The organism is Micromonospora sp. WMMB235, from assembly GCF_001855515.1.
In the GTDB taxonomy this organism is placed as follows: domain Bacteria; phylum Actinomycetota; class Actinomycetes; order Mycobacteriales; family Micromonosporaceae; genus Micromonospora; species Micromonospora aurantiaca.
In genome coordinates this window covers 2,200,630-2,211,942 of the sequence record NZ_MDRX01000001.1, presented here as the reverse complement: position 1 = coordinate 2,211,942, position 11,313 = coordinate 2,200,630, and the positions used below count along the sequence as shown (strand labels likewise).

The window sequence follows — 11,313 nt, the reverse complement described above, 5'->3', positions numbered from 1 at the left end:
CGGAAATCTCGGCCGCCGGTGCGGTCCCGGGAAACATCACCGGGCGGGGCCGCCCGCGGCCGGGACCGCCGCGGACGCCGCGCCCGGCCCCCCGATATCCGCGGGCCCACCGCGAGCGGTACAGGCCCGGGTTTCAGTATGTACGGGACAGGTTGACGGCGGATGCCGTGCTGTTGACGATCCGTGCCGATTCCAGGTGACGGGCCCGGTACTCCTGCGGCGTCTCGCCCTGCGTGGTCCGGAAGACCCGGCTGAAGTGCGCCTTGTCCCGGAAGCCCCAGCGGGCGGCGATGACCTGGATCGAGCGGTCGCTCAGCGCCGGGTCGGCGAGGTCGCGGCGGCACCGGGCCAGCCGCTCGTCCCTGATGTACGCGGCAACTGTGGTCTCCTCGTCCTCGAAGAGCCGGTGCAGCGAGCGCACCGAGATGTGGTGCGCGTCGGCGATCGCGCCCGGGTCGAGCGTGGCGTCGCCGAGGTGCTGGCGCACGTACGCGCGTACCTGGGCCTGGAGGGCCCGGCGCCGGACCTCGGTGGGCATCTCGTCCTCGGAGACGAGGTTGCGGCCCAGCAGCGTGGCGACCAGGTCGAGACCGACGGCGCCGAGCCGCTCCGCGTCGGCCGCGTGGTACTGCTCGGGGTTCGCGGTGATCCGGATGAGGAAGTCGGCGACCAGCCCGCCGACGCCCTCCGAGCCGGACATCCGGCCGGCGAACAGGGGAGCGAGCCGGCGGGGCGGCAACGGCAGCGCGTCGTACGGCATCAGGGCCACGATCGAGTGGGCGTACGCGGACCCCGCGGGGTCCGCGTGGTGACTGACCTCGTGCGGGCGGGAGCAGTCGTAGAAGGTGAGGTCGCCGGGGCGGCACCGGGCGCGCTGCCCCTCCTGGTCGGCCTGGCTGGTGCCGCTGAGCGTCAGCGCGAGCAGGTAGTAGTCGGGGTCGGAGCGCTGGATCAGTTTCGAGGTGCGCACGCAGTCCACCGACGGGTAGCGGTAGCGGATGAGCTGCATCCGGCCCAGGTCGACGAACTCGGCCCGGGCGACGAAGTCGTCGGCGTGCGCGGTGCGCACCCGCAGCGGCGTCGGGGTGCTCGCCATCATGTCCAGCCACATGCCGAACCGCTCCCGCGGCGGCAGCGCCTGCGTGTCGAGGACCTGCCGGTGCAGCTTCCCGTCCATAGAAACGACTCCCCGTGTTCGTCACGCCCTGCACAAACAGGACGCCCCACGGGGCCGAAAAGCGACACCCGTGGGGCCGTGACGTCCGTCATTGACGGACCGGGGAAACCTCTGTTAGGAGTCCGTTCAGTCGTTCAGCACCTGGGACAGCCGGTCGCGGAAACGGCGCTCGGAATCGGTCACCGCGTCGCCGCCGAGGCCCAGGATGCCGCCGGTGGAGGCCGCGCCCACCACCTGCTCGGCGATGTCCACCAGCCAGTGCCGGTACGCCCCGGCCTGCCCCTCGTCCACCCGCGCGGCGAGCAGCGCGGACGCCTGCCCGGCCCGGGCCAGCACGTCCTCGATCATCGCCTTCGGGTCCTGCGGCGTGATCACCGGCAGCTCCGCGCCGGTCTCCGGGTCGCCCACCCGGTCGACGACCTCACCGGCCACCGCGGCGACCAGCGGGCTGGCCGACTCCCGGCCGGCGGCGATGGTCTCCAGCCCGGCGGCGTTCTCGGCCATGGTGCGACGGGTGCCGTCGGACTCGGCGGCGGCCGCCGCGGTGAGCACCGACTGCGGCAGCCCCACAAGCAGTCCCCACTCCTCGTCGGAGACGCCGAACCGGGTGTACGCCGGCTGCTCGATCACGATCAGGCCCCTTTCGCCGTGGTCATCGTTGTCGACGGGCGCCCCCGCGGCGCCCGGGTCAGGCTAGTCCAGCTCCAGCAGGCCCTGTTCGGACACCACGCGCACGGACAGCGTCTTGTAGCCCACCTCGTCGAAGAGCACCGTCATCCGGTCCTCCTCGTAGCTGAGCACCAGACCGGCGCCCCACTCCGGGTGGCGTACCTGGCTGTGCACCGGGAACGGCCCGACCGCGCCGTCACCCGCCACACTGGTGCCCGCGTGGCAGTTGTCGCAGTGCCCGCAGACCTCGTGCATCTGCTCACCGAAGTACGCCAGCAGGGCCTGCCCCCGGCAGCCGGTGGTCTCGGCGAAGGCGCGCATCATGTCGGTGCGCGACCGGGTCACTGTCTGCTGCCGTTCCGCCTCGGCCAGCGCGGCGCGGCCGGAGTCGGCGGCCGCCGGCGCGTACCGGGGTGCGCCGATGCGCTGCTTGGCCCGTGGCTCGGCGGCGCCGACCTGCTCCAGCAGGGACAGGTACTGCCCCAGCTTGCGCGGACCGAGGCCGGTCAGCTCGCGCAGCTCCTTGCGGGTGCGGGCCTTGCCGCGCAGCACCGCGGCGAGTTCGGTCAGTTCCTTCTCGTCCGGCAGACCGCCGCTGAAGTAACGCTGGAGGCCGACGTCCTCGGCGCGCCACAGCAGCAGCACCCGGGCCGGCGAGCCGTCGCGCCCGGCCCGGCCGATCTCCTGGAAGTAGCTGTCCGGCGAGTCGGGCAGCGCCATGTGCACCACCCAGGCGATGTTCGGCTTGTCGATCCCCATGCCGAACGCCGACGTGGCCACCATGATCGGCACCCGGTCGGCGAGGAACGCCTCGTGCAGCTCGTGCCGGGCCGCGGTGGGCATGCCGCCGTGGTAGAACTCGGCCGGGAAACCGGCGCCGGTGAGCCGCTCGGCCAGTTCCTCGGCCGCCCGCCGCGTCGGCACGTAGATGATGCCGGGCCGCTCGTCGTCGCGCAGCAGCGCGATCAGCCGCCGCCACCGGTAGTCGTCGGTCGGGCAGTGGGCCACCTCCAGGAAGAGGTTGGGCCGGTCCAGCCCGGAGACCACCACCTCCGGCTCGCGCAGCCGCAGCCGGGCGATGATGTCGTCGCGTACCGGCGGGGAGGCGGTCGCGGTGAGCGCCACCACCGGCGGGCGGCCGAGACCGTCGATCAGGTGACCGAGCGTCAGGTAGTCCGGCCGGAAGTCGTGGCCCCACGCGGAGATGCAGTGCGCCTCGTCGATCGCCACCAGCGCCGGCTTCAGCTCGCGGACCTCGGCGAGCCGGTCCGGGTTGCTCAGCGCCTCCGGCGTGATGAACAGGAACTCCGCGCGCCCGGCGCGGATGTCCTCGATCGCCTCGGCCTGCTGGGCGGCGCTCTCGTCCGAGCTGATCCGCACCGCGCGCAGCTCCGGGCGCTGCCGTTCGTTGAGCGCGGCGATCTGGTCCTGCTGCAACGCCAGCAGGGGGGAGATCACCACAGTCGGCCCGGGGATCAGGCTGGCCGGGATCTGGTAGATCGCCGACTTGCCGGCGCCGGTGGGCAGCACCACCAGGGCGTCACGGCGCTTCATCACGGCGCGCATGGCGGCGAGCTGGTTGGGCCGCAGCGCGGTCCAGCCGAACAGGTTCCGCGCCGCCCGGCGCAGGCTGGAGGAGTGCGTGGTCAGTTTCATCAAGCGCCTCAGCTACCCCCGGCGATCCCGCGCGAAACCGGCACCGCCGCTCACCGCCCGGCGCGGATCAGCGGCGGAACATGGCCCGGATCGCGATCAGCAGGAACAGGCCGCCGACCACCAGGCCGAGCAGGCGTACGCCGGGGATGTCGGCGGCGCTGGTGGCGTCGGCGAGCGGCAGAGCGGACATGTGGGAACTCTCCCACGCGAGGTCCGGGGGCGCCAGCGGCTAACAGTAAGGATTGTTGACTATTTAGCTGCGCGGTGTGACCATGTCAGCACCCGCCGGCCCCGGCGGGTCCGTGGGGGAGACGGGGGTACGACAGCACATGAGCGAGCGGACCGAGGGATCGACCGGAGACCTGGCGGCGCTCGCCGCCGCCGTCCTGCAACCGGGGTTCGTCGGCACCACACCGCCGCCGTGGGTGTGCCGCTGGCTCGGCGAGGGCCTCGGCTCGGTGGTCCTGTTCGCCCGCAACGTCGTCGACCACGAGCAGGTCGCCACGCTCACCGCGAACCTGCGCGCCGAGCGGCCCGACGTCATCGTGGCGATCGACGAGGAGGCCGGCGACGTCACCCGGATCGAGTCCGCCCGGGGCAGCTCCCGTCCCGGCAACTACGCGCTCGGCGCTGTCGACGACCCGGCGCTGACCGAGGAGGTCGCCCGCGACCTGGGCGCCGAACTCGCGGCCGTCGGCGTCACGCTGGACTACGCCCCGGACGCCGACGTCAACTCCAACCCGGCCAACCCGGTCATCGGGGTGCGCTCCTTCGGCGCCGACCCGGACCTGGTCGCCCGGCACACCGCCGCCTGGGTACGCGGCCTCCAGGCCGGCGGCGTCGCCGCCTGCGCCAAGCACTTCCCCGGGCACGGCGACACCCGTGTCGACTCGCACCACGACCTGCCCCGCATCGGCGGCGACCGGGCCCGTCTCGACGCGGTCGAGCTGGCCCCGTTCCGCGCCGCCGTGGCCGCCGGGGTGCAGGCGGTGATGACCGGCCACCTGCTGGTGCCGGCGCTGGACCCGGAGCTGCCCGCCACGCTCAGCCCGCGCGTGCTCGGCGGCCTGCTGCGCGAGGAGATGGGCTTCGGCGGCGTGGTGGTCACCGACGCGGTGGAGATGCGCGCGGTGGCCGACCGGTACGGCTTCACCGGCGCCGCCGTGCGCGCGCTCGTGGCCGGCGCGGACGCGATCTGCGTCGGCGGGGAACGGGCCACCGAGGCCGACGCCCGCGAGCTGCGCGACGCGATCGTCGCGGCGGTGATCAGCGGGGAGCTGCCCGAGGAGCGGCTCGCCGAGGCGGCCAAGCGCGTCGGTCAGCTCGCCGCGTGGAGCGTCGCCGCCCGCGCCCGCCGGGCCACCGGCACGCCGCCCGCCGACGGCTCACCGATCGGGCTCGCCGCCGCCCGCCGCGCGGTCCGGGTCACCGGCGACGCCGGGCTGCTGCCGCTGACCGGTCCGGCCCACGTCGTGGAGTTCGCGCCCCCGCGCAACATCGCCATCGGCGAGGAGACGCCGTGGGGCATCGCCGCACCGCTGGCCCACCTGGCGCCCGGCACCACCACCGCCCGCTACGCCGCCGACGCCGTACCGGCCGACCCGGGCGCGACGCCCGCCGGCCGGCCGCTGGTGCTCGTGGTGCGCGACCTGCACCGGCACGACTGGATGCGGGACGCGGTACGCCGCGCGCTCACCGCCCGTCCGGACGCGGTGGTGGTCGAGCTGGGCGTGCCCGAGCTGGTCACCGGTGCGGTGCACCTGGCCACCCACGGCGCCACCGCCGCGGCGGCACGGGCCGCCGCCGAGGTGCTGACCGGGGCGCGCTGACTCCCGGTCCGGCCGGGTGGGGAGGTCCCCCGGCCGGACCGGGCCTCACGGCTTGTCTGCCACCAGGTCGGCGTACTCCGGGTGGCGCTCGATGAACGAGGCCACGAACGGGCACTGCGGCACGATCCGGCCGCCCCGGGCGCGGACCTGGTCCAGAGCGCCCCGGACCAGCGCGGCCCCGACGCCCTGACCCTGGAACCGGTCGTCGACCTCGGTGTGCGTGAACACGAGCGTCTCGCCCCGGAGCGTGTACGCGGTGAACCCGGCCAGCGCGTCGTCCACCAGGATCTCGAAGCGGCGCGCGGCGGTGTTCTCCTCGACCAGAAAGCTCACCGGATCATTCTCCCCTCGGGCCCGGCCAGCCGGTCCAGTTCGGCCAGCAGCCGGTCCACCTCGTCGGCGGTGTTGTAGTGGTAGACGCTGGCCCGCACGGCGCCGCCGCTGCCCCGCAGGCCCATGCCCTCGAAGTACTCGTAGGCGTAGTAGTCGCCGTGCGACAGGCACAGGCCCGCCTCGCCCAGCGCCGCCGCGGTCTGCGCCGGGGCCAGGCCGGCCACCCGGAACGACACGGTCGGGCAGCGCCGCGCCGGTGCGCCGTACACGGTCACGAACGGGCGGTCGGCCAGCCCGGCGAGCAGCCGGTCGAAGACCGCCTCCTCGTGCGCCTGCGCGGCTGCCAGCCCGGCGCGTACCCGCTCCCGCCGGTCGCCGGTCGCCTCCGGGTCCAGGCCGGCCAGGTGGTCCACCGCGGCCGTCACCCCGGCCAGCAGCGGGAAGCTCGGCGTGCCGTACTCGAACCGGTCCGGCACCGCGTCGGCGGAGGGCACGAGCTTCGCCGGGCGCAGCGCCTCCCAGCGCGCCGGGTCGGCGACCATCGCCGCCAGGTGCGGCCCGGACCACTTGTAGGCGCTGGTCACCAGGAAGTCCGCGCCGAGCGACGCCAGGTCGGTCGGGCCGTGCGGCACCGAGTGCACGCCGTCCACGCACACCAGCGCGCCGGCGGCGTGCGCGGTCTTGGCGATCGCCGCCACGTCCGGCACGGTGCCGATCGCGTTGCTGCCGGCGGTCACCGCGACCAGCCGGGTGCGCTCGGTGACCAGGTCGGCGTACTGGCCGGCGGGCAGCTCACCGGTCGCCGGGTCGAACTCGGCCCAGCGCACCGTGGCGCCGGACGCCTGCGCGGCCTGCACCCACGGGCGGACGTTCGCGTCGTGGTCCAGGCGGGAGACGACCACCTCGTCGCCCGGACGCCAGCCGGCGCCGAGCGTCCGGGCCAGCGTGTACGTCAGCGCTGTCGCGCTCGGCCCGAGCACCACGCCCGACGGCTGCGCGCCGAGCAGGTCGGCGACCGCGGCCCGCGCCCCGGCGACCAGATCCAGCGCCCGGCGCCCGGGCAGGAAGGCGGTGCTGCGGTTGCCCGTCGCGGCGCGCATCGCCCCGGCCACCGCCTCGACGACGGCGGCGGCGGTCTGGGTGCCCCCGGCACCGTCGAAGTGGACGAATCCCTCGCCCAGGGCAGGGTAGGCGGCCCGGACCCGGGCGACGTCGAAAGCCATTCCGGCACCCTAGCGCGCACCCCGGACGCCCTGCCCCGCGTGGCCGTCCCGCGCTCGCCCGCGAGGCCGCTGTGGCGTTCGCCGCCTATCCTTGGACGGGTGACGATCCGACGCGCCACCTCCGCCCCCGCCCGTCGCGCCGCCGGTCTGCTCGCCGGTCTCGCCCTCGGCGCCGCACTGCTCGCCGGATGCAGCTCCGAAGGTGCCGAGACCGACTGCGGTCTGGACGCCTGCACGATCACCTTCGACCGCGGCGTGGAGGCCAGCGCCCGGATCCTCGGCGTCGAGGCGAAGCTGATCGGCGCCGAAGGCGACCAGGTCACCGTCGAGGTCGCCGGGGAACAGCTCTCGCTCACAGTGGGCCAGCAGGCCACCGAGGTCGCCGGCTTCCAGGTCAGCCTGGACAGCGTCAACGATCAGCAGGTGGTGGTGCGGGTCGCCCGCGACCTCAGCGCCTGATCCGTTTCGGCCGTCCCGGCGGGCGGCGACGTTTGGAAAATCGCCCGCCGGGAGATTGAGGGCTCATGTCTCTCACCCGGAACGCCGGAGCCACCGCCGCCCAGGCTCGAAACAGCCGGTGGCTCGAACTGTTGACCCGTGCCGGCTTCATCGGATACGGAATCGTGCACCTGCTCCTCGCCTGGCTGGCGCTGCAGATCGCCTTCGGGAACTCGGGCGAGGAGGGAAACCAGAACGGCGCGCTGCGCACTCTCGGTGAACAGCCGCTCGGGAAGTTCCTCCTGATCGCGATGGCGGTCGGCCTGTTCGCCATGGCGATCTGGCAGGCCTTCGAGGCGATCTCCGGCCACGTGTCCAGGACCGGCAAGGAACGACTGTTCGAACGGATCGCCTCGGTGGTCCGGGTCGTCGTGTTCGTCTGGCTGGGCTGGACCGCGATCAAGGTCTTCCAGGACGCCAGCTCCAACGCCTCCGACCAGCAGCAGCAGCTCTCCGAGAAGCTGATGGCCTCCGACGGCGGCCGGTGGCTGGTCGGCCTGGCCGGGCTCGCGCTCGCCGCGCTCGGCATCGGCATGGTCGTCTACGGCCTGAAGAAGAAGTTCGAGCGCAACCTCAAGACCGGCGAGATGAGCCCGAAGACCCGCCAGCTCACCCGTCGGCTCGGCATGGCCGGGTACGCCTCCCGGGGCGCCGTGTTCGCCATCGCCGGCCTGCTGATCGTGGTCGCCGCTGTGAACTACGACCCGGAGAAGGCGCGTGGCCTCGACGCCGCGCTGCGGACGCTGCGCGACCAGTCGTACGGGCCGTGGCTGCTGGCGCTCATGGCGCTCGGCATCGCCGCGTTCGGTGTCTACTGCTTCTTCCAGTCCCGGTACCGCAAGGTCTGATCCTGGTCGATACCCGGGCCGCCGGGCACCATTGGGCCTTTGCCCGATTCCCGCCCGGTCGGAGGGAGAGAGAGTTCGTGCAGAGTTACGTCGTGACAGTCGCCGCCGCGCTCGCCGCGGCGGCGATCGCGTTGGTGCTGGCCCAGGTGGTGCACCGCGTCATCCGCCGCCTCGGCCGCCGCTCGCTGCTGATGACCGAGCTGACCGAGCACGCGCACCGCGCGTTCCAGCTCGCCCTCACCGTGGCGGCGGTGCAGTTCGCGGTCCGGTTCACCACCGCGTACGCGGTCGGCAGCCCGTGGCGGCAGTTCGTCCTGCACACGCTGGTGCTCGCGACGATCGCCGCCACCGCATGGCTGGTGGCCTCGCTGCTGGTGGTGGCGGAGGACACCGCGCTGGCCCGGTTCCGGGTCGACGTGCCGAACAACAGGCACGCCCGCCGGGTGCGCACGCAGGTGGTGCTGCTGCGCCGGCTCACCATCGCGGTGATCGTGATCCTCACGGTCGGCGTGATGCTGATGACGTTCCCGGCCGTACGCGGGGTCGGCGCCGGTGTGCTGACCTCCGCCGGTGTCATCGCCGCGGTCGCCGCGCTGGCCGCACAGAGCCTGCTCGCCAACGTCTTCGCCGGTCTCCAACTCGCGTTCAGCGACGCGGTACGCCTGGACGACGTGGTGGTGGTCGAGGGGGAGTGGGGCCGGATCGAGGAGCTGACGCTCAGCTACGTGGTGGTGCAGATCTGGGACGACCGCCGGCTGATCCTGCCCACCTCGTACTTCACCAGCCGGCCGTTCCAGAACTGGACCCGGACCGAGGCGGCGGTGCTCGGCACCGCCGAGTTCGAGCTGGACTGGGCGATTCCGGTGCAGGCGATGCGGGAGGAGTTGCGCCGCCTGTGCGAGGGCACGGAGCTGTGGGACGGCCGGGTCTGCGTGCTCCAGGTGACCGACGCGACCGGCGGCATGGTCAAGGTCCGCGCGCTGGTCAGCGCCGCCGACGCGGGCAGCCTGTGGGACCTGCGGTGCCTGGTCCGCGAGCACCTGGTGACCTGGGTACGCGACCAGCGCCCGACCGCCCTGCCCCGGCTGCGCGCCGAGGTCGGCGAGGCCACCGGCCCGCTGCCCTGGCAGGCGGTGCAGCCGCGCCGCCCGGTACGCCGCCCGACCGGCACCGAGGCGCCCGACGATGCGCGTGTCTTCGGCGGCAGCGACGACGGCGAGGCCCGCAGCGAGGTGTTCGTGGGCCGGGAGGAGCACGCCGAGGCGCGTCGCTGACCCCGTACCCCCGATCGGAGCCCCCGGCCGCCCACGGCGCCGGGGGTTCGGCGCGTACGAGCGGCTTTCCGGCCGGGCGGGTTTGGCCGGGCCGTTGCGGGGGACGTGGTGCGCACGCCCCGGCACCGGGTTCCGGCGGCGCGCGGCCGGGCGGACCGGCTGCTCCGCGCAGGATTGACGGGCGGCGACTCCGGGCATACAGCGCGGTGATGACGAAAGGAGGACAGCATGGCTGACGTCGCGAGTCGCAGCACGTCGCGGACCGGGAGCGAGCCGTCCACCGCCGAACTGGTACAGCGCGCCACCGAGCAGGTCACCCGCCTGGTGCGGGACGAGCTGGCCCTGGCCCGTGCGGAGCTGACCCAGAAGGGCAAGCACGCCGGGATCGGGATCGGTCTGTTCGGCGGCGGCGGGGTGATGGCGCTCTACGGCGCCGGCGCCCTGGTCGCCACCGTGATCCTGCTGCTGGCGCTTGTCATGCCGGCGTGGCTGGCCGCCCTGATCGTGGCGGTGGCGCTGTTCCTGCTCGCCGGGATCCTGGCGCTGGTGGGCAAGAAGCAGGTCAGCCGTGCCGTCCCGCCGGTGCCCCAGGCGGCGGTCCGCAGCGTTCGGGCGGACGTCGACACGGTCACCGCCGCGGTGAAGGACGGGAGGCGGGCATGACCGGTAACGGGACCGGGGACGTGGCGGCGCTCCGGGAGGAGATCCGCCGGACCCGGGTGGAGCTCGGTGAGACGATGGAGCTGCTCGCGGCCAGGGCCGATCCGAAGGCGCTGGTGCGGCACTCCGCCGAGGCGGCGAAGGCGCGGATGCGGGAGCAGGCGTCGCTGACCGCGGCCCGGGTGCGCGGGCGGGCGGCGGAGCGGGCCCGGCTGGTCCGGGCGCAGGCGTACGAGAAGGGTGAGGCGGTCGGGCGCAACCCGTTGCCGTGGGCGGCCATCGCGGCCGGCGCGCTGGTGACCGCGGTGGTGCTGGTGATCGTCCGAGGGAGGCGCAGGTGAGTGGCAGGGTCGGCAAGGCGGCGTACAAGCCGGTGGGGGTGCTGCTCGGCCTGGCCGCCGGTGCCGTCGCCGGGGCGATCTTCCGTCAGGTCTGGAAGGTGACGGCGGGCGACGGCGAGGCGCCGAGCGCCACCGACGAGGACCGCCGCTGGGGCGAGGTGCTGGCCGCCGCGGCCCTGCAGGGGGCCATCTTCTCGGTGGTGCGGGCCGCCGTCGACAGGGGCGGGGCGGTGGGCGTACGCCGTCTGACCGGTCGCTGGCCGGACTGACGAAAAGGCCGGAAAGGCCCCTTTCCCGAGCGCGGGAAAGGGGCCTTTCGCATGGCTCCGGCGGGCCGCGCAGCGCCGTCCGCACGACCTTCAGGTCACATGTCGGAGAATTTCGTCCGCTAGGCTGTGCGAAGTTTTTGCGTACGTGGTTTGCTGTCTCACGCTGTTGAGAGACGCGTGGGTTGAGAGAAGTCTCCTGCATTGGGGGCCGCCTCAGGCGCCGCTGCTCGAAAACGGCCAATCGGCCGCACGGCGTGCTCGGCCGCCAGTTTTAGAAGGAGATACACATGGCGCAGGGAACCGTGAAGTGGTTCAACGCTGACAAGGGCTTCGGCTTCATCACCGTCGACGGCGGGGGTGCTGACGTGTTCGTCCACTTCTCGGCCATCCAGACCAGCGGCTACCGCACGCTGGAGGAGAACCAGCGGGTGGAGTTCGAGATCGCCCAGGGTCAGAAGGGTCCGCAGGCCGAGCAGGTCCGCCCCATCTGAGCTGACCGCACCGGCCGCGCCGGCCGGTGCCGGAAGCCCCGCATC

General features: G+C 73.7%; 14 protein-coding genes. 8 read left to right on the top strand and 6 right to left on the bottom strand.

All coding sequences use genetic code 11. From position 1 onward, the window contains the following. Nucleotides 1-133: 133 nt before the first annotated feature. The 4 genes from BFV98_RS08895 to BFV98_RS32605 form a co-directional block, all read right to left on the bottom strand. Nucleotides 134-1,177, bottom strand: coding sequence for a helix-turn-helix domain-containing protein (locus BFV98_RS08895; RefSeq protein WP_013285405.1), 1,044 nt, complete (start codon nt 1,175-1,177; stop codon nt 134-136). A 126-nt stretch (nt 1,178-1,303) separates the two neighbouring features. Next, nucleotides 1,304-1,807, bottom strand: a complete 504-nt coding sequence (locus BFV98_RS08890) for a hypothetical protein (RefSeq protein WP_013285406.1) — start codon at nt 1,805-1,807, stop codon at nt 1,304-1,306. Nucleotides 1,808-1,870: 63 nt separating this feature from the next. Beyond that, nucleotides 1,871-3,502: an ATP-dependent DNA helicase RecQ gene (locus tag BFV98_RS08885; protein WP_071095801.1), complete on the bottom strand. Its 1,632-nt coding sequence runs from the start codon at nt 3,500-3,502 to the stop codon at nt 1,871-1,873. Nucleotides 3,503-3,569: 67 nt separating this feature from the next. Further along, nucleotides 3,570-3,692, bottom strand: coding sequence for a hypothetical protein (locus tag BFV98_RS32605; protein ID WP_013285408.1), 123 nt, complete (start codon nt 3,690-3,692; stop codon nt 3,570-3,572). Nucleotides 3,693-3,831: 139 nt separating this feature from the next. On the opposite strand from BFV98_RS32605, the gene BFV98_RS08880 reads away from it, so the two are divergent. Next, nucleotides 3,832-5,331, top strand: a complete 1,500-nt coding sequence (locus tag BFV98_RS08880; RefSeq protein ID WP_071095799.1) for a glycoside hydrolase family 3 protein — start codon at nt 3,832-3,834, stop codon at nt 5,329-5,331. Nucleotides 5,332-5,376: 45 nt separating this feature from the next. Here BFV98_RS08880 and BFV98_RS08875 read toward each other — a convergent pair whose 3' ends face one another. Then, nucleotides 5,377-5,664: a GNAT family N-acetyltransferase gene (locus BFV98_RS08875; RefSeq protein WP_030270315.1), complete on the bottom strand. Its 288-nt coding sequence runs from the start codon at nt 5,662-5,664 to the stop codon at nt 5,377-5,379. After that, entirely contained in the window at nt 5,661-6,887 is a 1,227-nt protein-coding gene (locus BFV98_RS08870) for a cysteine desulfurase-like protein (protein WP_071095798.1), read from the bottom strand. Before BFV98_RS08870 ends, BFV98_RS08875 begins: the two co-directional genes overlap by 4 nt. Nucleotides 6,888-6,986: 99 nt before the next feature. Here BFV98_RS08870 and BFV98_RS08865 point away from each other — a divergent pair, with 99 nt between their 5' ends. The 7 genes from BFV98_RS08865 to BFV98_RS08835 all read left to right on the top strand — a co-directional run bounded on the left by BFV98_RS08865 (nt 6,987) and on the right by BFV98_RS08835 (nt 11,268). Beyond that, the gene (locus BFV98_RS08865) at nt 6,987-7,346 is read left to right on the top strand and encodes a hypothetical protein (protein ID WP_013285411.1); all 360 of its coding nucleotides are present in this window, start codon (nt 6,987-6,989) and stop codon (nt 7,344-7,346) included. Nucleotides 7,347-7,411: 65 nt separating this feature from the next. Further along, nucleotides 7,412-8,233, top strand: a complete 822-nt coding sequence (locus BFV98_RS08860) for a DUF1206 domain-containing protein (protein WP_013285412.1) — start codon at nt 7,412-7,414, stop codon at nt 8,231-8,233. Between the two features lie 77 nt (nt 8,234-8,310). Then, complete coding sequence (locus tag BFV98_RS08855) at nt 8,311-9,507, top strand: mechanosensitive ion channel family protein (RefSeq protein ID WP_013285413.1); 1,197 nt, start codon at nt 8,311-8,313, stop codon at nt 9,505-9,507. Nucleotides 9,508-9,735: 228 nt separating this feature from the next. Next, entirely contained in the window at nt 9,736-10,170 is a 435-nt protein-coding gene (locus BFV98_RS08850; protein WP_013285414.1) for a phage holin family protein, read from the top strand. Then, the gene (locus BFV98_RS08845; RefSeq protein ID WP_013285415.1) at nt 10,167-10,508 is read left to right on the top strand and encodes a DUF3618 domain-containing protein; all 342 of its coding nucleotides are present in this window, start codon (nt 10,167-10,169) and stop codon (nt 10,506-10,508) included. The genes BFV98_RS08850 and BFV98_RS08845 overlap by 4 nt, the downstream gene beginning before the upstream one ends. After that, nucleotides 10,505-10,777 (top strand): DUF4235 domain-containing protein, encoded by a 273-nt coding sequence (locus BFV98_RS08840; RefSeq protein WP_013285416.1) that lies wholly within the window; start codon nt 10,505-10,507, stop codon nt 10,775-10,777. Before BFV98_RS08845 ends, BFV98_RS08840 begins: the two co-directional genes overlap by 4 nt. Before the next feature lie 287 nt (nt 10,778-11,064). Beyond that, nucleotides 11,065-11,268, top strand: a complete 204-nt coding sequence (locus tag BFV98_RS08835) for a cold-shock protein (RefSeq protein WP_007075740.1) — start codon at nt 11,065-11,067, stop codon at nt 11,266-11,268. Nucleotides 11,269-11,313: the final 45 nt, after the last annotated feature.